Below are 19,831 nucleotides of genomic sequence, written 5' to 3' on the forward strand. Positions count from 1 at the left end.
AATCAATGAAAAGGATGACCCGATGAAGACCGATCCCGAATCCCATAAGCGCATGACCCAGCGCCATAAGGAAGGCTTTGAAAAGAAAAAAGCCGCTGCTCAGAAAGAGAAGGGCCTGCTGATCGTCAATACCGGCAATGGCAAGGGTAAATCCAGTGCCGCCTTTGGCATGGGCATGCGCATTCTTGGCCACGGCATGAAGCTGGGCGTGGTGCAATTCATCAAGGGCGCCTTGTATAGCGCCGAACGCGATTTTATGGGCAGCCATCCGCAATGTGATTTCCATGTCGTCGGCGCCGGTTATACCTGGGATACCCAGGATCGCGAAGCCGACATGCAAACAGCAGCCCGTGGCTGGGCCGAAGCGCAGCGCATGATTGCCGACCCCAGCTACGACATGGTGATCCTTGATGAACTCAATGTCGTTCTGAAATACCAGTATCTGCCGCTGGAGGAGGTCCTGGCCGTATTTGCTGGACGCCGCGAGATGCTGCATATTGTGGTAACTGGTCGTCATGCGCCAGATCAACTGATTGAACTGGCGGATCTGGTGAGTGAAATGCGTCCGATCAAGCATCCGTACAAGGAGCAGGGCATCAAGGCCCAGCGCGGCGTGGAGTTTTGACGGTGTCGCAACAGCTTACTCATGCCAGTCATGCCACTCCGGCGCTATTTATCAGTGCGCCCGGTTCAGGCCATGGCAAGACCACAGTCACGGCTGCGCTGGCGCGTTGGCACCGCCGGCAGGGACGGCGCGTCAGGGTATTCAAGACCGGGCCTGATTTTCTCGATCCGAGCATATTGGCGCAGGCCAGTGGTCAGCCGGTGTATCAGCTGGACTTGTGGATGATGGGCGAGCAGGCTTGTCGTGCGTTGGTGCATCAGGCCACAGGTGAAGCCGATGTGATTCTGGTCGAAGGGGTGATGGGCCTGTTCGACGGCCAACCCAGCAGTGCCGATCTGGCGGACTTGTTGCAGCTGCCGGTCGCTGCAGTCGTAAATGTGGCCGGTGTGGCTCAGACCCTGGGTGCAATTGCCTACGGACTGGCACATTATCGTCCTGGACTGTGCTTTGCTGGCGTGCTTGCTAACGGCGTCGCCAGTGCTAGACATGCTGAAATGCTGCAACAGGGCTTGCCTGCCGATCTGGCGTGGCTCGGCGGCATGCCGCGTGAGTGTGGCTTCAGCTTGCCGGAGCGTCATCTTGGGCTGGTGCCGGCGGCCGAAGTGGCCGATCTGGAACAACGTCTGGATGCGGCAGCAAACGTCGTTGGAAAATTACCGCTGGCCCAGCTACCGGAAGATATCCACTTTGCTCCTGCTGCTTTGTCCACACTGCCGCCGCTGTTGCAGGGTCAGCATATTGCCGTGGCGCGGGATGCTGCCTTTTGCTTCCTGTACCAGAGCAATCTGGATGTCTTGCAGCAACTCGGTGCACAGCTGCATTTTTTCTCGCCGTTACAGGATCACGCCCTGCCGGAGGCAGACAGTGTCTATCTGCCCGGTGGTTACCCTGAACTGCATCTGCAGGCATTGCAAGACAATGTTGCTATGCGGCAAGCCTTGCAGGCCCATTGTGTCGCCGGTAAGCGTTTATATGCCGAGTGTGGTGGCATGCTCTACCTGCTGGAACGCCTGACCGATCAGCACGGCGACAGTGCTGCCATGCTTGGGATTCTGCCCGGGCAGGCGGTGTTGCAGTCGCGCTTGCAGGGCTTGGGTTATCAGACTATGCGGCTGCCTGCCGGTGCGTTGCGCTGTCATACCTTTCATTACTCCAATATCACCACCGACTTGCCAGCCTTTAGCGTGGGCGAGCGTTTGTTTGCCAGTTCTGCTGGCGAGCGTGTGTTTTGTCGTGATGGCATCACCGCCAGCTATCTGCATGCCTGTTTTGCTTCCTCGCCGCAGGCCACGGCGAGTCTGTTCCTACCTCAGCAGGGGCGAGCATGAGTCGTCATCGTTATCCTCAGACCGAGGTCGATGCGGTCTACCGCGCCATTGCCGAACGTCGGGATGTCCGCCATTTTCTGCCTGATCCGGTTGATCCGGCGTTGTTGCAGCGGCTGTTGCATGCAGCCCATCTGGGCCCGAGTGTGGGCTTCATGCAGCCCTGGCGGTTTGTGCGGATTGCCAGTCCGACACTGCGCAATGACATCCATGCACTGGTCGAGCAGGAGCGGGTATTGACCGCGCAGGCACTTGGACAGCGCGAAGATGAATTCATGCGTCTGAAGGTTGAGGGTATCCGCGACTGTGGTGAAGTCATCGTGGTGGCGCTGATGCCTGATCGTGAGCCGCACATCTTTGGTCGCCGCACCTTGCCGGAAATGGATCTGGCTTCAGTCGCCTGTGCCATCCAGAACATGTGGCTGGCCGCCCGTGCGGAAGGGCTGGGCATGGGCTGGGTGTCGCTGTTTGATGCCGCGCAGCTGGCGCAGCTGCTGCACATGCCAGCAGGCGCCAAGCCGGTCGCGATCCTCTGTTTGGGCCATGTGCAAGAGTTTTATGCGCGGCCAATGCTGGAGCAGGAAGGCTGGGCCGGCCGGCAGCAGCTCGATGACCTGATTTTTTCTGATACCTGGGGCCAGCGGCAACCGCGCTGACCCATCACACAACTGATGCCATGATGCAAGCACAACGTAGTCTGATCTTTGGCGGCGCCCGTTCCGGTAAAAGCGCCCATGCCGAGCAACTGGCAGCGGCCAGTGGCAAGCCTGTCATTTATATCGCCACCGCTACCGGTGCGGAGCACGCCGATAGCGAAATGCAGGAACGGATTGTCCAGCATCAACAGCGCCGCCAGCAAGACCATCCACGCTGGAGTACTGTACAGGAGCCACTGGCGCTGGGGGCGGCGATCACCCGCCATAGCAGGGCAGATAATCTGCTGCTGGTCGATTGCCTGACGGTATGGCTGTCGAATCTGCTGTTCAGCACGCAGCAAGACTATCCCGAGATTGGGCGCATCACACCGCCAGCGCGGTTTGTGCAAGAACGTGCAGCGCTGCTGGAGGCATTGCGCACGCTGCCCGGCGACATCGTGCTGGTCTCGAATGAGGTCGGTATGGGGATCGTGCCGATGGGGGCAATTTCGCGCTGGTTCGTGGATGAAGCCGGACGTCTGAATCAAGCCATTGCCGCGCAATGTGAGCGGGTGCATTGGGTGGCGGCCGGATTGCCACTGAGCCTCAAGGGAGGTGTGTGATGTGGGCTCTGCATGGTTTATTCGTGGTCGCGGCACTGAGCGCTGCAGGGGTGATTTTGGACAGGTTGCTGGGCGAGCTACGGCGCTGGCATCCACTGGTCGGTTTCGGCCGTCTTGCCAACGCCATTGAACAACGCCTGAACCGGCCCGCTGGCAGGCGCTGGGTCGGTTTGTGCGCATGGGCGCTGGCGGTTTTGCCGCCCGTTGCATTGGTAGTGTGGATCGGGATTGTGCTGGGCCGTCAGTCACTCTGGCTGGCCGCCGGTTGGCAAATCCTGTTGCTGTATTTCTGCCTGGGTTTGCGCAGTCTGGGTGATCATGTGTTGCCGATTGCCAAGGCGCTCAAAGACGGCGATCTGGCTGCCGCACGTGCGCTGACGGCACGCATCGTCAGCCGCGATACCAGTGAGCTCGATGAAAGCGATCTGGCCAAGGCTGCTGTCGAATCGGTGTTGGAAAATGGCAATGACGCCGTCTTTGGTACGCTGTTCTGGTTTGTCGTCAGCGGTGGTGCCGGTGCGTTGCTGTTCCGCTTATCCAATACCCTTGATGCTATGTGGGGCTATCGTACGCCGCGTCTGCTGGTGTTTGGCTGCGCAGCAGCACGAATCGACGATGCCTTGAACTGGATTCCCGCGCGGTTGACGGCCTTGTCGTACGGCATGCTCGGTAACTGGGAAGTCGCACGTCAGTGCTGGCGTACTCAGGCTCGGGCATGGAGCAGCCCGAACGCCGGGCCAGTGATGGCCGCTGGTGCCGGCGCACTGGAGTTGTCGCTCGGTGGTCCGGCGGTCTATCACGGTGCGCTGGAAGATCGCCCGCTGCTGGGTGCCGGACCGCGTCCCATGGCCGACGATATCGATCGCGCCTGGTCGCTGGTACAGCGCACCACCTGGCTGTGGTTGACCGTGCTGGTGTTGATTGCCGCCGGTGTTGGCATGATGCGTCTGGTGTATTTGATGATGGGAGGCAGTCTTGCTTGAGCATGGAGGCAACCTCAACGATGCCGTGGCGCACTACGGCATTGCCCGCCGCGACTGGCTGGATTTGTCGACGGGCATTAATCCATGGCCCTATCCGGTTGCAGCATTGCCGACGGATGCCTGGCACCGCTTGCCGGAACCGAGCGGCGCGCTGCTTGAAGCAGCCTGTGCGTGCTACGGTGCCAATCAGCTATTGCCGGTCGCCGGTACACAAGCGGCAATTCAGGGCTTGCCTCAGGTGCGCTTGCGCGAGCACGGCATGGCACGGGTTGTGGTGGCCGCACCGTCCTATGCCGAGCACGCTTACCGTTGGCAGCAGGCCGGACATACGGTTGCCGAGCTTCCCTATGCGCTGCTTGAGAGCGCCATCGCCGATGCGGAAACGGACGTGGTGCTGGTCTGCAACCCCAATAATCCGACCGGTGCCACGGTGCCACCGGCAACGCTGCTCGACTGGGCGCAGCAATTGGCGGCACGTGGTGGCTGGCTGATTGTCGATGAAGCCTTCGCCGATACCACGCCGCACACCAGCGTTGCGGCCATGGCTGGCGTCCAGCCGGGTCTGATCGTGCTGCGGTCGGTGGGCAAGTTCTTTGGACTGGCAGGTGCGCGACTGGGATTTGTGGCCGCTGCGACATCACTTCTAGAGGCGTTGCAGGAGTGGCTGGGGCCATGGTCCATCAGTGGTCCTGCGCAGCAGATCGGCACTGCCGCCTTGCGCGATCTGGCGTGGCAGACGCAGATGCGTGAACGGCTGCTGGCGCAAGGGGAACGGCTATCGCGTTTGCTGGCTCGGCATGCTATTGATTCCAACGGCAGCGCACTCTATCAATGGTGGCCGGAGCCGGCTGCCCCGGCTTTGCATGACTGGATGGCGCGACAAGGCATCTGGGTCAGATTATTCACCCGAGGTGCTGGCGGTATCCGGCTTGGTCTGCCGCCGGATGAAGCTGGCTGGCAGCGGCTGGAGAGCGCACTCCAAGGATGGTCGCGATGAGTCAGCAATCACGACTTTCAGAGGTACCCTTGCTTCCATTTCCTACCCTGATGGTGCAGGGCACGACGTCGGATGCCGGTAAGAGCACCGTGGTCGCCGCACTATGCCGTTTGTTGTTGCGCCGTGGCATCAAGGTGGTGCCGTTCAAGCCGCAGAATATGGCGCTCAACAGTGCTGTTACCGCCGATGGCGGCGAGATCGGCCGGGCTCAGGCTTTGCAGGCACAGGCTGCTGGGCTGGCACCGCATACTGACATGAACCCGATCCTGCTCAAGCCCTCCAGTGATACCGGGGCGCAGGTCATCGTGCATGGCAAGGTACGCGCCGACATGAATGCACGCGATTATCACCACTACAAAACGACTGCCATGGCGGCAGTGCTGGAGTCTTACCAGCGTTTGCGCGGGCAATATCAGGTGGTGCTGGTGGAGGGCGCGGGTAGTCCGGCCGAGATCAATCTGCGCGCCCGGGATATTGCCAACATGGGCTTTGCCGAGGCAGTCGATTGTCCGGTCATTCTGGTGGCCGATATTGATCGCGGCGGAGTTTTCGCGCATCTGGTGGGAACCCTTGATTGTTTGTCTGAAACTGAGCGCAAGCGGGTGATCGGCTTTGTGATCAATCGTTTCCGGGGCGATATCAGTCTGTTGCAACCGGGGCTGGACTGGCTGGAGCAGCGCACCGGCAAGCCAGTGCTAGCAGTGTTGCCGTATTTGCACGGGCTGCATCTGGATGCGGAAGATGCGGTTGCTTCCAGTCAAAGTGGTAAAGGCGCGTTCCGGGTGGTGGTGCCGGTGTTGCCGCGGATTAGCAATCACACCGATTTCGATGCCTTGCGCGCGCATCCTGAAATTGATCTGCGCATGATCGCCGCCGGACAGCCGATTCCCCCTGCTGACCTGATCATCTTGCCGGGCAGCAAAAATACCCGCAACGATCTGGCGTGGCTCAAGCAACAGGGCTGGGAGCCGGCGATAGCAAGGCATCTACGCTATGGCGGTAAAGTGATCGGGATCTGTGGTGGTTTTCAGATGCTGGGGAAAACGGTCGATGATCCGCACGGTGTCGAAGGTCTTCCAGGGAGTACCGACGGTCTGGGTTTACTGGATATGCAAACGACATTGACCCAGCACAAACAATTGCTGCAAGTGCAAGGGCAGTGCGCCTTTGGCGATGGCGCTGAGCCTGCCAGCGTGAGCGGCTATGAAATTCACATGGGGAGTTCGACCGGCCCGGCATTGGAGCGACCGGCATTCGTGATTGCAGACAAGCCGGAGGGAGCACGTTCAGCCGATGAGCAGATTCTTGGCAGTTATCTGCACGGCATGTTTGATACGCCACAGGCATTCTCGGCCTTGTTTGCCTGGGCCGGACTGGGAGGTGCTGCCACGGTGGACTTGAACGCACTGCGCGAACTGAGTCTGGAGCGGGTGGCAGATACGTGTGAACCGTTGTTGCAGGCACTGCTGAATCGAGGGTTCTGATCGACCTGCATTGATTCAGCAGTTTTGATCTGACGTGTTCAGCTCAGTGCCTGCTGTGCCGCTTCTTCCGGGCTCAATCCTTCGTAGAAGAGGTCGGTGAACCACTCCACCTCTTCCTCGATATGCTCCTGCGCCTGCGCCAGCGTGGCGCCACCCTTGACGAGGAACTTCTCGACTTCCGTGCACCAATTAATCAGGGCTTCTACTTCCGGGTCCAGCTTTTCTTTCTTTGGCATGATGCTTCCTTGGTCACTTGCCCCGCACGGCATAAGCAGCACGGGTGTGCGCGAATGCGCACTCAGCAGGATAAGTCAAAAGTGACGTGCTTGCCGCAGAGAATGCAATTCCCTCTGTGTGTTGCTTCAGGGCGACTGCAGCAACGCCGCAATTTCACTCGCTGAATCGGCCGAGTCGTGCGCCAGCTGGCGCGCGGCTGAGGCCACCTGAGCAAAGCCCCGACCGTTTTCACCGGCCTTGGCAGCTTCGATGGTTGCGCGCATGGCAAGTGCGCTGGTTTGCATGGCCAGACCATTGATGCTTTGCATGGCACTGCGGATTTGTGCCAATGTTTGATGCTGAGCAGTAATGTCGATCGCGTACATGGTGACGCCCGCAAGCGTGCCGGTGCTATCCCTAAGTGGGTTGAGTGTACCTTTGAGCCATTTTTCCAGACCACCGGCGGTGTTCACGCTGAACTCGAACTCGCAGCCGATACCCTGATGCATTTGTTGTGCTGACATGCTGGTCATTACATCCCGATAGATACCCTCCAGCATCTTTTTCGCTGCCGTGATCCCGGGTTGTTCCAGAATCTGCAGCATCTGGCTATTCACATTGATCAACTCTCCACGCGCGGTCCAGTCCACGGTGGGCGTCGTGGCGCGAATGGCTTCCAGGCGAATGGCATCTTCCTGCGCCTTGAGTTTGCTTTGCGTGATGTCGCTCTGCACGCAGACATAACGTTGCAGTGCACCTTGTCGGTCAAACACCGGGTTGACCGTCAGCGCACTCCAGTAGGTCTCGCCATGTTTGGTGTAATTCATGATCTCAACCTGGAAGGCCTGGCGGCGCTTCAGGCAGGCGTGCATGTGCTGGACGGTATCGGCATCGGTCAGTGGGCCTTGCAACAGCTGGCCCGGTTTTTCACCGAGTACTTCATTGAGGCGATAGCCTGATAGCTTTTCGAACGCATGATTGACATACTCGATCTCGCCTTCGGTATTGGTGATGATGATCGCCTGATCAGTGCCATAGGTGACCTGCGAGAGCAGCGCATCGTGGTTACGCTGGTTCACCATGGCGGTGATATCGGTGGCCAGTGCAATCACGCTGCGTGGTCGTCCATGAATATCAGGAATCGGATTGTAGCTGGCCTGCAACCAGACATCGCGACCAGTCTTGTGGAGACGCCGAAACTCGCCCGACTGATACTGGCCAGCCCGCAAACCTGACCAGAGCTGACGGTAGCCGGTGCTGTTTGCTTCGGCCTGATCGACCAGCATCCGATGGTGTTTTCCCTGTAATTCCTGCAGGCTATAGCCGATCATCGTCAGGAATTTTTCATTGGCATTGAGGATGGTGCCATGAATATCGAATTCAACCACCGCCTGCGATTGGCTGATCGCCTTGAGCTGGTTCTCGAAGGTGGTGTTGAGCAGCTTGCGCTGGGTAAAGTCTTGCACTACCAACATGACACCGGAGATCTGTCCAAGACGGTTGGTGATCGGGTGATAGCTCGCCTGCATCCACAACTGCTCACGCCGACGCGTAATGTGAACACATTCCACTACCTGTGACTCACCGCGTCGCAAGGCATCCCACAAATCTCGGTAGGCACCGCTTTGTGCATAGTCGGGATCGATGAAAAGCCGCTGATGGGCACCTTTGAGATCTTCCAGCAAATACCCCATCGCCAGTAAAAAGCGCGCATTGGCATTCACGATGTAGCCCTGCAGATCAAGTTCGATTGCGGCTTGTGTATCAATCAGTGCATGTAGCCGACGGCTGGCAGAGGACTTGAAAATATTCATCATCATTCCTAAAGGCAAGACTGGTGCGGGAGGTATCGCCGCAAGTGAATTACACTATGTCGAAAACGATTATACTGAATAAATCAAATAAATCAAATAAATCAAATAAATCAAAGAATTATGTAAATTGTTTAAATCTTTATTTTTGTTTGTTGTTTTTTCTGTTTGTTTAGTCGCCTTGCGCGCTGGTGCATGACGAATACGGATGTCAAAACTGTATCACTGGGCGCTGTTGTCAGCCAGTCAAACTACATTTTTGAACTTTTATGCGACATCAGTTTAGGGGGGACAGCTGATGTCAGGCTGTCTATATAGTGCCAGGTATCTGGGAGAAATCTGGAAGCGGGCCGGTTAGCCCATAAGAGATAAGGCAAGGAAGTGGTGAAATGCGATCAACAGATTTGCCCATGCGGAGCAAAATCAATCGTTTAGGGCCTTTCGCCCGCAGCCAGACGGGCAACGATTGCTTCGACTACTGCGGGGAGCTCGTTGACGGAGTCGATCACGTAGTGCGCACCAGCATCGCGCAGGCGGATTTCTGCCAGTGTTTTAAGCGCGGTCCGTTCCTGAGGTGACAACTGTGCTAATTCTGCCCGGGTGCAGCCGACTTCATTACCCGACAGCGACAGCCCTACCGTCCACATGCCGGCACGGATACCTTCTTCGACACCGGGGACGGTATCGTCTACCTTGATGCAGCCTGCTACGTGGCTGATTTTCAATGCCAGCATGTTGGCCAGCGCCATATAGGGGCCGGGGCGACCGCCAGCTTCCAGTTCATCACCAGCCACAACATGATCGGGGGCAATACCTTGCGCTGCCGCCAGTGGTAGCAGCACATCCAGTACCTGCCGTGGATAACCGGTGCAGGAACCAATTTTCAGTCCGTACTGACGTAACCATGAGAGCGTCTTGGCAGCACCCTCGATAGGTTGTGAATACTCGCCAACCTTGGCAATCTGCATCGGCATGAAACGCGCATAGAGTGCATCGATATCGGCGGCATTAGGCGCTTTTCCGTGCTGTTGCTGCCATTGGTAGGCAATCTCCGGGTCATTGAGCAGGCTGCGAATATGCTGCCACTTTGACAAACCCATCGGCCCGCGTGCCTGTTTAAGTGAAATCTTGATTCCAAAGCCGCTGAATGCTTCGACAAAAATCTGGGTGGGGGCCAGCGAACCAAAGTCGACCAGCGTACCGGCCCAGTCAAAGATGACGGCCTGCAGTGTGGTCAGTGGACGATGCGGACGGCTCATGGCGTGCTCTCTCTTATTGTTGGATAGTGTCAATTGGTCTCTTCGTGCGTAAGCATAAAGCAGGATTGTTACACCCTTATTATCGATATAATCACAACATTATCGATCCGATATCGAGGAAAGCTATAGATGACGCCCACCCAGCTTCGTGCCTTTCTGGCGGTTGCCCGTAACCGTGGTTTTAGTGCCGCTGCCCGTGCGTTAGGCGTGAGTCAGCCGACGCTGACTGCGCAGGTACAGGCGCTGGAACGGCAACACAATGTGGAATTGTTCTTCCGACGCGGACGACGGCTTGATCTGAGTGAAACCGGTCAACGCTTGATGCCGATTGCGCAGCGTATTGCCGAGCTGGAGCTGGATGCCTATAACCTGCTGTACAACGCTGGTGCGCTCAATATCGGTCATCTTAAGATAGGTGCGGTCGGACCATTTCACGTGATCGAAATGGTGGATGCCTACCGGCGCAAGTATCCGCATGTCGAGCTTTCGATCCGCATGGGCAATTCGGCTGAAACCATGGCCGATCTGGGCAACTATGTAACGGATGTGGCGGTATTGGCTAGTTTTAATGATGATCCGCGCTTTCATTCGGTGCCTTACGCCGATCATGCGGTCGTGGTGTTTGCCCATGTCGATCATCCGCTGGCCAAACGGGAGGTGATTACCCTGCAGGAGTTGCATGGGCAACCGATGGTGATGCGCGAGCAGGGCTCAACTACCCGATTGGCACTGGAAAAGGTACTCAAGGAAGCCGACGTGATGCCGCGTGTGGTAATGGAAATCGGTAGTCGGGAAGCTTTGCGGGAAGCGGTCGCGCGTGGCATCGGGCTGGGAACGGTATCGGAGGCCGAGTTTGTGCCCGATGCCCGGTTGCGGGTCATTCGTATTGAAGGCGATCCGGTCAATACCCATACCTACCTGTATTGCCTTGCAGAGCGCAAGGACAGTCGGCTGGTCGCATCCTTTTTGCGGCAGGTGGCGCCTGCCAGTGCTGCGATGCTACCGGAGCATGATGCTGCGTAGCAGCACAAGATTTTCGTGAAAACCCGCAATCATCGCTGGCACAAGCGGCTAAATCTGCTATCTTTGTTATCACTGCATTACCCGCAACTAAACACCACGAGGAGACGCATATGGATTTGGTTGAAAAGTTTGATGCCAAAGGCAAGACAGGCGGTGCTTACCATGTCGAGGTCTATCTGACACCGATTGATGATGTCGCCGGTACCGAGAGTCTGGCCGCATTGGGGCAGAAAACCTACCAGCTGGCAGATGGAAGGGCGCTGGATCCGCTGTCGGATGCCAAATTCAAGATTGTGCAGACCGGAGAAAAAATTTATCGGGTTTGACCCACCATATCCTCTTATACGGCAGGCCCTGTGCCTGCCGTGTTCATTTGCACGACCAAATCAGGCGCAAATTAAGCGCAACAACGTTCACGGGCAAATTACGTGAAACCTGCCGCTTCAGGGTAAACTCCCGGGCATGGAAATCGAACTCAAACTCAGCGTCGCCGCTAGCGATGTCATTACCTTGTGCAACTTGCCGCTGCTGCAACAAAGCGCACCACAGCCGCCAACAACCGAGCATTTGCTCAGCACTTATTTTGATACGCCTGAGCTGACACTCAAGCACCATCGCTCAGCGCTACGTGTGCGCAAGACGCCCCATGCCTGGATTCAGACCTTCAAGGGTGGCGGTGGTGCTGCCGCTGGTTTGCATCAACGCCATGAATGGGAGAGTGAAGTGGCCGGGCCAGCGCTGGAGCTGGAGTCCCTGTTGCCGCTGATTGATCAGCCTGCGGCGAAGGCAATCCTTGCACAGCCGGGTCTGGTAGAACGCTTGCAGCCCTTGTTTACCACCGACTTTGAACGTACGGCGTGGATGTTGCATCTGGCGCAGGATACCGTCGTCGAGCTGGCGCTGGATCAGGGCAAAGTCAGTGCAGGGGAGTCCACTGCACCGATCTGCGAGATTGAGCTGGAATTGAAACAAGGACAGTTACCGGTGCTGTTGGCATTTTCGCAAGAATTACGGCAATTGCTGCCATTGCAGCCGAGTAATATCAGCAAAGCACAGCGTGGTTTCGCCCTGCGTTTCCCGCAACAGGACAGCTCGCTCTGATCTTCTTGCGTTTTCTACGCACAACGGCGTTCACAGATCGGGAGGTGGTGGCGCCAGCACGTCGCGACCACCACTCTTGGACATCGATGAGAGGATGCCTGCCGCTTCCATTTGCTCCACCAGTCTGGCGGCCCGGTTGTAGCCGATACGGAACTGGCGTTGCACTGATGAAATAGACGCGCGCCGACTGCGTGTGACATAGGCGACTGCATCGTCATAGAGTGGATCGGCTTCCTCTCCGGCATCGCCAAACATTTCACCCTGCTGTGATTCTTCACTGGCCGGGCCAGCGAGAATGGCTTCCTCATACTGAGGCTCACCGTAGGACTTGAGATGTTCGACCACGCGGTGCACTTCCTCGTCCGAGACAAATGCGCCATGCACCCGTTGTGGATAGCCTGAACCCGGCGGCAAGAACAACATGTCACCATGGCCGAGCAGGGTTTCGGCCCCCATCTGGTCAAGCACGGTACGGGAGTCGATCTTGGATGACACCTGGAACGCCACCCGGGTCGGGATGTTGGCTTTGATCAGACCGGTAATCACGTCCACCGAAGGGCGCTGGGTTGCCAGAATCAGATGGATGCCGGCAGCGCGGGCCTTTTGCGCCAGCCGTGCAATCAGTTCCTCGATCTTCTTGCCGGCCACCATCATCAAATCGGCCAATTCATCAATCACCACCACGATCATCGGTAATGGATCAAGAGGTTCAGGCGCATCGGGCGTGAGCGAGAACGGATTTTTGACGTATTTCTCGTTGGTAATGCCATCCCGGATCTTCTGGTTGTAACCTGCCAGATTGCGCACCCCCAGCGCCGACATCAGCCGATAGCGTTTGTCCATCTCGGCCACGCACCACGACAGCGCGTGTGCTGCCAGTTTCATATCGGTAACCACCGGTGCCAGCAGATGTGGAATACCGTCGTAGACCGACAGTTCCAGCATTTTCGGGTCAATCATGATCAGCCGGACATCGTCCGGCGTTGCCTTGTAGAGCAGCGACAGAATCATGGCATTGATGGCGACCGACTTGCCTGAACCGGTCGTCCCGGCCACCAGCATATGCGGTGCCCGCGCCAGATCGGTGGCCACTGGAACACCCGTAATATCCTTGCCCATTGCCAAGGTCAGATGCGAGGCGGAACCGGTATAGGCGTCAGAGCGGATGATTTCGGCCAGCCGGATCATTTGCCGCTTGGGATTAGGCAGTTCCAGTCCCATGCAGGTTTTGCCGGGAATGGTCTCGACCACCCGGATCGAGGTCAGCCCTAGGGCACGCGCCAGATCTTTCATCAGGTTGACGATCTGCGCACCGCGCACGCCCAGCGCCGGTTCAATCTCAAAGCGGGTGATTACAGGACCTGCATAAGCGCCAAGGACGGTCACGGGGACCTTGAACTCCTTGAGCCTTTGCTCAATCAGTTGGCCAATTTCCTGTAATTGCGTCGCGTCCATTTCAACCGGCGCGTCATGCCCCTGATCCAGTAGACCGATATCGGGCAGCGGGATACTGTTGTACTGCCATGGTGCAGTTTCTCTTGCAGCAACAGGCTGGTTGAGGTTGCTTGCGGCGCTCGGCGCCATGGTCCAGTTGTGGAATTGCATCGGCGCTGGCGCAGACTCGAACACCGGGGATAGGTCTGCTGCCGGCACCGCGATCGGCTGCGGCGCAAATACGCTCGTGCCGGCAGGAACGGAAACGGACGCTGCGATAGAGACTGTTTCTGGAACGCTCAATGATTTCTCATTGGCAATCAAGGTTGATGCCAGAGCGGCTGGCGCGGACGGCAGGCTATTCACGCTGTTATCAGGATGTGCTGCGACGACCGGCGGCACAGGAGGCACCGGCGGCATCTGCGCTTGCAATGTTGCGCGCAGGGAAGTTGTGATGGCATTGCCGCTATCGCTGACGCTGCTGACGCGCACGCGATGTTGTTGCTGATTTATCGGGGACGCTGGGCGGGTGACCGGTTTGACCATTGGCTGTGTTGCCGGCAACTGAGTTTCGGCCGGTGCTTCGTGGGTTGCCCGGTTGCCTCCGGATCTTGCCAGCATGGCCTCGGTCGGCCGCAGATGCTCAAAGGGTGCCCATTCAGAGGCCGGACGTGCGACTTTTCTTGGTTCTTCCTGCTGTGTTGGCAGCTTAGGCCAGCGCGATTTTTCAATTGATCGGGGAATTGGGTCAAACGGACTCGCTGGAGCAGGTTCGCGGCGCCGCTGCAGATAATCAAAGGGGGTTACGACTGGCGCTGTGCCTTCGTTTTTAGAGGGATTGCTGACGGGTAAGGGCGCTGTCGCGCGGGTTGGCAAAATCTGGGTGCGACGCGGTACCGATGCTTGCGTCGGCAAGGCATGCTCCCGCACTTCACGGATTTCTTCATCTGCGTCACTTTGACGCGGTCGTCCAAACAGCCAGAACAGACCAAGCAGGCAGCCACCAACGAACAACGACAGACTGAGTAATTTGCCCACAATACTGCCCAGCCCCATTGCCAGTGCCTGACCAACGGTGACAGTCTCCAGAGTGGAACCGCCCTGACTGCGCAGTTGCGCTTCGATGGCACTGCTGGCGCACAGTAGCAACAAGGTGCCAAGCCAGATCCGGATGGCACCACGTCCAGCAAGTCCACGGCCTGCCAGCAGCGACAACACGATCCTGCCCAACAACGGCAAGATCCAGACGGACGACCAGCCGAACCAATTAACTAAAAATATGCGCATCCCGCAAGTTTACAGGAAGCCGCGTGTCGCCAGCAATTTTAGTTCTGCCAAGTCGCATGCCATCGTCATTGCTATATCGCTAACGTGGCAGTAATCTCCTGCTGGTGAATGCATGGTATGGCGTTGAAAAGTTTGGTACGGCAAGTTTGTAATAAGGGATTAAAAAATTATTTACAATCAAAGACTTAAAAATATACCGAGTTATATTGACTCGGGTCAAATTGACTCAATAGCGCAAAAATGACGCCAAAACTCCTGCTTGATGCCTTGTTACCGCTGATGACGGACTTGTCGCGGGAATTACCCGATAGCGAACGATACCGACGTTTGCTCGACACCCTGCGTATGCTTTTTCCGTGCGATGCGGCCGCTTTTCTGCGCATTGATGGCGACGTATTGGTGCCGTTGGCGATTACCGGCATGCTCAGCGACACCATGGGGCGACGCTTCCGGATCAACGAACATCCCCGTTTTCGGGCAATGCTATCGAACATTCCTCCGACCCGCTTTCCACCTAACGCATCGTTGCCAGACCCTTACGAGAACTTGCTTCAGTGCAAGAGCGGCGAGCCTACCGCCCGAGATTGTCTGGGTGTGCAGGTCACCATGAGCGGTCGTCCATGGGGTTTGCTGACGCTGGATGCGGTGGGGCAAACCTCTTTCGACGGGGTCGACATCGGGACTTTGCAATCATTTGCCAGTCTGGCGGCAGCGACAGTCAGTGCCGCAGAGCAATTGCATAGTCTGGCTGAAGCGAGCGCCCAAGAGCGGGCACGTGCCGAGGTCTATCGTTTGGCCTCCAATCACAGTCAGCGCGAGCCACTCGGTCAGAGCGCCGCTCACAAGCGCATGCTCAAGGAAGTCCGCCTGTTGGCGTCGAGCAATGTGACGGTATTGATCAGTGGTGAGATCGGGGTTGGCAAGAAGCTGGTCGCCAATGCGATCCATGCGGCTTCCTTGCGGGCGCGCAAACCTTTCATCAGTATCGATTGCGTCACCTTGCCTGAGACTCAGGCTGATAGTGAGCTGTTTGGGCATGTACGGGGAGCTTTCCCAGGGGCTGCCGGCGACCGGCGTGGCAAGTTTGAGCTCGCCGATGGGGGTACCTTGTTCCTCGATGAGGTCGGGGCCTTGCCCTTACCGGTGCAGGCAAGGTTGCTACAGGTTCTGCAACGCGGCCAGATTCAGCGGGTCGGTTCTGACGATGAACACAAAGTGGACGTACGTGTCATTGCGACCAGTCACCGCAATCTGGCCGAAGAGGTCAGACAAGGGCGGTTTCGGGCTGATCTGTTCAATCGCATGAGCGTGTATTCACTGGCGGTGCCACCGTTACGGGAGCGTGGTCAGGATATCCTGCTGATGGCCGAGTATTTTCTGGAAGAAAACCGCAGTCGGCTCGGCTTGCAGGGCTTGCGGCTCGCACTGGAGGCGCAGCAGGCGCTGCTCGGTTACAGCTGGCCGGGCAATGTGCGCGAGCTGGAATATCTGATCACGCGTAGCGTCCACAAGGCGCTGGGACAACATGCCCAGCGTCCATCCACGCTTTTGCTCAGTGAAACAGATCTTGGGCTGATGTCAGAAAGCCGGGATAGAGCCTTACCTGAGACAGATGTGCCAACCGGAGACGCACCAGATACGTCAAACGAGACACTCGCACCACCTCTGCAAAATGAGCTTGATTTGACGACCGGCTACACCTTGCGCGAGGCTGTGGATGCTTATGAACGCCAGTTGATCACCAGTTGTCTGGCACGCCATGGCGGCAATGTTGCCTCGGCCTCCCGCGAACTAGGGCTTGATCGTGCCAATCTCAATCGCCTGGCGCGTCGGCTGGGCTTGAAGTAAAACCGGCTTATCGAGCCTCAGAATTCTTCCCACGAAGCGTTATCCATTGGCCCACTTTGTGCTGCACGTTTGACGGTTTTGGTGTTGGCATCGCTTTTGGTTTTCGCGCCTGAAGCGAAGCCGTCAGCGCTTACCGGTCGTGCCACAGCTTTCTTCGATGATAGTGCTGGCTTGGCGATGGAGGGATGACGTATAGCACCGCTGTCGGTCGTGACGATGTCGCTAGTAGTTGCCTTGAGTTGGAATGTACTGACTGTTTTGGTCAGCTCAATCGCCTGATCTTGCAGTGATTGCGCTGATGCAGCGGCTTGTTCGACCAGCGCGGCATTCTGCTGCGTCACTTCATCCATTTGTACGATGGCCTTATTGATTTCTTCGAGACCGACACTTTGTTGTTGTGTGGCAACACTGATTTCACCAACGATCTCTGTCACGTGCTTGACGCTGGCGACTACCTCGTCCATGGTCGTTCCGGCTTGCTCGACCTGTTTACTGCCATCCTCGACCTTGTTGACGGAATCATCGATGAGCACCTTGATTTCCTTGGCGGCAGTGGAGGAGCGCTGGGCCAGACTTCGGACTTCAGATGCCACGACCGCAAATCCTCGGCCTTGCTCGCCAGCACGCGCGGCCTCGACGGCAGCGTTGAGCGCCAGAATGTTGGTCTGGAAGGCAATCCCTTCGATGACGCTGATGATATCCACAATTTTTTTAGAGGAAGCATTGATGGAGCCCATGGTCTCGATCATCTGTCCGACTACCTTGCCGCCTTCCTGAGCCACAGTCGATGCAGACTGGGCCAGTTCATTGGCACGTTTGGCGTTACTGGCATTCTGTTTGACGGTCGAGGTGAGTTGTTCCATGGCCGAGGCAGTTTCTTCCAGTGAGCCAGCCTGTTGCTCGGTTCGGGTCGACAGATCCATGTTGCCGCGCGCAATTTCGTCACTGGCGGTCTTAATAGTGTTGGTGCCGTCGCGCACGCCGCCGACAATCTTCGAGAGGTTGTTGCTCATATTCTCAAGCGCACTGAGAAGTTGCCCGGTTTCATCCTGATTGCTGGCGTGAACATCGGCCGTCAGATCGCCAATGGAAACCCGGCGCGCTAGCGCCACTGCGGTAATGAGTGGTTGCGCGATTTGCCGAGCGATCCACATTGCCAGGAGCAGTCCGAGCCCGGCGCAGCACAGCAGAATCAGTGTGATCCACAGCCGTGCGCTGTCATAGACATGGTCGGCAATGTCGCTGGCGCGATGGGCTTCGTCATCATTGATATCCATCAGCTTTGCCGCCTGTCCGATCAGTGTCACATAGTACTGGGTGGAATGTCCTGTCATCAATGCGCGGGCCTGCTCCTTCTGATTACGGCGGGATAGTTCAAGAATCTGTTTGTGGTCGGCCAAAAATCCGTCGATGGTCTTGTTCAGTTCTTCATAAGTGATCCTCTCCTGCGGCGTGATGATGACGCTCTCATAGGCCTTGCGCTCGGCCTGTAGCGCAGTCACCTGGGTGCTGGCGCTGTTTTCGATATCTGGGTACTCCGCGGGGTCGGTTGCCAGCACGTGTTGTTGCTCATAGCTGCGGCTACGTGCTGCCGCCAACTGCAGTCGCGACACAATCCGGATCGACGGTAACCAGTTTCTCGTGATCTCGCTGGATGCTGTATTGACCCGATTCAACTGGTCTAGTGCAAACAGTCCTAAGATGAGCGTCAGCGCAATGACGGCGCAAAACGTGATCAGGAGCTTGGTTGAAATCCGGAGGTTGTAGAACGCTTGGATCATGATTCCCTCGCTATTTGAGTGAGTGCCGTTTCAGTGAGTGCAATGAGCGTTGCATGAGTATTTGTAGTTTTGACAGCTTCTGCCGCCCAGGTCTTTAATCAGAGCAAGTCTGTTGGAAATTTGTATGGCGCTGTTTTTGCCGAAATCAGGGTGCGCAGGGCATAATAAAAAAGCGCACAAAGCGGTTCCATGCAGACCTGCTCAGATGGTTTGATTGAGGATGGAATGGACCGCAGTCTGTATTTATTGAGGGAGGGTTTGATGGGGGCGCCGATCAGCATCAGCAAAATCATGAGTAGCAAGGTTGTCAGTGTGACGCTCGATGACAAACTGGCAACGGTGAAAGAGATTTTTGATAATCTCAAGTTTCACCATGTTCTGGTAGTCGATGAAGGCAAGTTGCTGGGGGTAGTGTCAGATCGCGATCTGTTGAAGGCGCTGAGCCCCAATATCGGCAGCCAGTACGCATCGGAAAAGGACCTGGCCAGCCTGAACAAACGGGTACATCAAATCATGACCAGGAAGCCGGTGGTGCTCCCCGCAGACGCCAGTGTGGATGACGCCATTCACCTGTTCAATACCCATAACGTCTCGTGCCTGCCGGTGGTGGACTTGCAGAACCGGCCTGTTGGTCTGGTGAGCTGGCGCGATATTCTGAAAAATCTGAGGATCAATCCCAGCAACGCCGTCAATCTTGCAAATACAAAGCCTGATTTACCCTGAACAACAATGAACGATGTAAGTCAGCGACGCCATTTCGTTGACTGAGAAAAGAGCGCGTAGCATTCCATGAAAAAAAATCGACTTGAAGCCTTCAGCGATGGCGTACTGGCCATCATCATCACCATCATGGTGCTCGAACTCAAAGTGCCGCAGGGTGAGGAACTGGCCGCACTCATACCCTTATGGCCGGTGTTTCTCAGTTACTTGCTGAGTTTTATCTATGTTGGCATCTACTGGAACAATCATCACCACCTGTTTCAGGCAATCCGGCAAGTCAATGGTGGCATCCTCTGGTCCAATAATCATCTGCTGTTCTGGTTGTCGTTGATGCCATTTACGACGGCCTGGATGGGAGAAAATCACTTCGGGCGCTGGCCGACGCTGTTGTATGGGGTCAACCTGTTCTGTTGCGCGGTCGCTTATTACCTGCTGCAGACCTGCCTGATCCGTCATCACGGTGCCAATAGCGCTTTGGCGCATGCCCTCGGTAAAGATATCAAAGGCAAGATTTCGCCGGTGTTGTACCTGCTGGGAATTGTGCTGGCAGCGCTTGATTATTCTCGGACAGGAGCCGCCTTTTTCATCGGCGCGGCGTTTTTATGGCTGGTTCCAGACACGCGCATCGAGCGCGTTGTTGAGGAACAGGCAGGGGACGACAAGGAGTAGTGCTGCTGCG

18 protein-coding genes are annotated in these 19,831 nt (G+C 56.9%); 13 read left to right on the plus strand and 5 right to left on the minus strand.

All coding sequences use genetic code 11. The features are described from left to right. Window positions 1-22: 22 nt before the first annotated feature. Genes cobO through FHW66_RS11920 form a run of 7 tightly spaced genes read left to right on the plus strand, consistent with a single transcriptional unit; the run spans window position 23 to window position 6,672 of the window. Window positions 23-625, plus strand: a complete 603-nt coding sequence (gene cobO / locus FHW66_RS11890) for a cob(I)yrinic acid a,c-diamide adenosyltransferase (protein ID WP_183380017.1) — start codon at window positions 23-25, stop codon at window positions 623-625. Further along, the gene (locus FHW66_RS11895) at window positions 622-1,953 is read left to right on the plus strand and encodes a cobyrinate a,c-diamide synthase (protein WP_221196987.1); all 1,332 of its coding nucleotides are present in this window, start codon (window positions 622-624) and stop codon (window positions 1,951-1,953) included. Before cobO ends, FHW66_RS11895 begins: the two co-directional genes overlap by 4 nt. Next, a complete protein-coding gene (gene bluB / locus FHW66_RS11900; protein ID WP_183380019.1) occupies window positions 1,950-2,606 on the plus strand; it encodes a 5,6-dimethylbenzimidazole synthase in 657 nt (218 codons plus the stop codon). Before FHW66_RS11895 ends, bluB begins: the two co-directional genes overlap by 4 nt. A gap of 20 nt (window positions 2,607-2,626) precedes the next feature. Beyond that, the gene (gene cobU / locus FHW66_RS11905) at window positions 2,627-3,208 is read left to right on the plus strand and encodes a bifunctional adenosylcobinamide kinase/adenosylcobinamide-phosphate guanylyltransferase (protein WP_183380020.1); all 582 of its coding nucleotides are present in this window, start codon (window positions 2,627-2,629) and stop codon (window positions 3,206-3,208) included. Beyond that, window positions 3,208-4,191, plus strand: coding sequence for an adenosylcobinamide-phosphate synthase CbiB (gene cbiB, locus FHW66_RS11910; protein WP_183380021.1), 984 nt, complete (start codon window positions 3,208-3,210; stop codon window positions 4,189-4,191). Before cobU ends, cbiB begins: the two co-directional genes overlap by 1 nt. Then, a complete protein-coding gene (cobD, locus tag FHW66_RS11915) occupies window positions 4,184-5,188 on the plus strand; it encodes a threonine-phosphate decarboxylase CobD (RefSeq protein WP_183380022.1) in 1,005 nt (334 codons plus the stop codon). Before cbiB ends, cobD begins: the two co-directional genes overlap by 8 nt. After that, window positions 5,185-6,672, plus strand: a complete 1,488-nt coding sequence (locus tag FHW66_RS11920; RefSeq protein ID WP_255458937.1) for a cobyric acid synthase — start codon at window positions 5,185-5,187, stop codon at window positions 6,670-6,672. Before cobD ends, FHW66_RS11920 begins: the two co-directional genes overlap by 4 nt. 38 nt (window positions 6,673-6,710) lie before the next feature. Here FHW66_RS11920 and FHW66_RS11925 read toward each other — a convergent pair whose 3' ends face one another. The 3 genes from FHW66_RS11925 to phnX all read right to left on the minus strand — a co-directional run bounded on the left by FHW66_RS11925 (window position 6,711) and on the right by phnX (window position 9,958). After that, window positions 6,711-6,908 carry a hypothetical protein gene (locus FHW66_RS11925; protein WP_183380023.1) on the minus strand — a complete coding sequence of 66 codons (198 nt, stop codon included), beginning with the start codon at window positions 6,906-6,908 and terminating at the stop codon, window positions 6,711-6,713. 126 nt (window positions 6,909-7,034) lie between these two features. Beyond that, window positions 7,035-8,702 (minus strand): PAS domain-containing methyl-accepting chemotaxis protein, encoded by a 1,668-nt coding sequence (locus tag FHW66_RS11930; RefSeq protein ID WP_183380024.1) that lies wholly within the window; start codon window positions 8,700-8,702, stop codon window positions 7,035-7,037. Between the two features lie 428 nt (window positions 8,703-9,130). After that, window positions 9,131-9,958, minus strand: coding sequence for a phosphonoacetaldehyde hydrolase (phnX, locus tag FHW66_RS11935; protein ID WP_183380025.1), 828 nt, complete (start codon window positions 9,956-9,958; stop codon window positions 9,131-9,133). Between the two features lie 129 nt (window positions 9,959-10,087). Between phnX and FHW66_RS11940 the strand changes: the two genes are divergently transcribed. The 3 genes from FHW66_RS11940 to FHW66_RS11950 all read left to right on the plus strand — a co-directional run bounded on the left by FHW66_RS11940 (window position 10,088) and on the right by FHW66_RS11950 (window position 12,082). Further along, window positions 10,088-10,981: a LysR substrate-binding domain-containing protein gene (locus FHW66_RS11940; protein WP_183380026.1), complete on the plus strand. Its 894-nt coding sequence runs from the start codon at window positions 10,088-10,090 to the stop codon at window positions 10,979-10,981. Window positions 10,982-11,091: 110 nt separating this feature from the next. Then, window positions 11,092-11,307 (plus strand): hypothetical protein, encoded by a 216-nt coding sequence (locus FHW66_RS11945; protein ID WP_183380027.1) that lies wholly within the window; start codon window positions 11,092-11,094, stop codon window positions 11,305-11,307. 136 nt (window positions 11,308-11,443) lie between these two features. Continuing rightward, window positions 11,444-12,082 (plus strand): CYTH domain-containing protein, encoded by a 639-nt coding sequence (locus FHW66_RS11950; RefSeq protein WP_183380028.1) that lies wholly within the window; start codon window positions 11,444-11,446, stop codon window positions 12,080-12,082. 30 nt (window positions 12,083-12,112) lie between these two features. Here FHW66_RS11950 and FHW66_RS11955 read toward each other — a convergent pair whose 3' ends face one another. Next, complete coding sequence (locus FHW66_RS11955; RefSeq protein ID WP_183380029.1) at window positions 12,113-14,803, minus strand: DNA translocase FtsK; 2,691 nt, start codon at window positions 14,801-14,803, stop codon at window positions 12,113-12,115. Window positions 14,804-15,043: 240 nt separating this feature from the next. Between FHW66_RS11955 and norR the strand changes: the two genes are divergently transcribed. After that, window positions 15,044-16,651 carry a nitric oxide reductase transcriptional regulator NorR gene (norR, locus tag FHW66_RS11960; RefSeq protein WP_183380030.1) on the plus strand — a complete coding sequence of 536 codons (1,608 nt, stop codon included), beginning with the start codon at window positions 15,044-15,046 and terminating at the stop codon, window positions 16,649-16,651. Between the two features lie 17 nt (window positions 16,652-16,668). Here the strand turns inward: norR and FHW66_RS11965 are convergent, their stop codons facing one another. Beyond that, window positions 16,669-18,429 carry a methyl-accepting chemotaxis protein gene (locus FHW66_RS11965; protein WP_183380117.1) on the minus strand — a complete coding sequence of 587 codons (1,761 nt, stop codon included), beginning with the start codon at window positions 18,427-18,429 and terminating at the stop codon, window positions 16,669-16,671. A 294-nt stretch (window positions 18,430-18,723) separates the two neighbouring features. Between FHW66_RS11965 and FHW66_RS11970 the strand changes: the two genes are divergently transcribed. Beyond that, entirely contained in the window at window positions 18,724-19,155 is a 432-nt protein-coding gene (locus FHW66_RS11970) for a CBS domain-containing protein (protein ID WP_255458938.1), read from the plus strand. 66 nt (window positions 19,156-19,221) lie between these two features. Beyond that, window positions 19,222-19,821, plus strand: coding sequence for a TMEM175 family protein (locus FHW66_RS11975; RefSeq protein ID WP_183380031.1), 600 nt, complete (start codon window positions 19,222-19,224; stop codon window positions 19,819-19,821). The last annotated feature ends 10 nt before the right edge of the window (window positions 19,822-19,831 follow it).

It is taken from the genome of Herbaspirillum sp. Sphag64, from assembly GCF_014192645.1.
Lineage (GTDB): Bacteria > Pseudomonadota > Gammaproteobacteria > Burkholderiales > Burkholderiaceae_D > Herbaspirillum.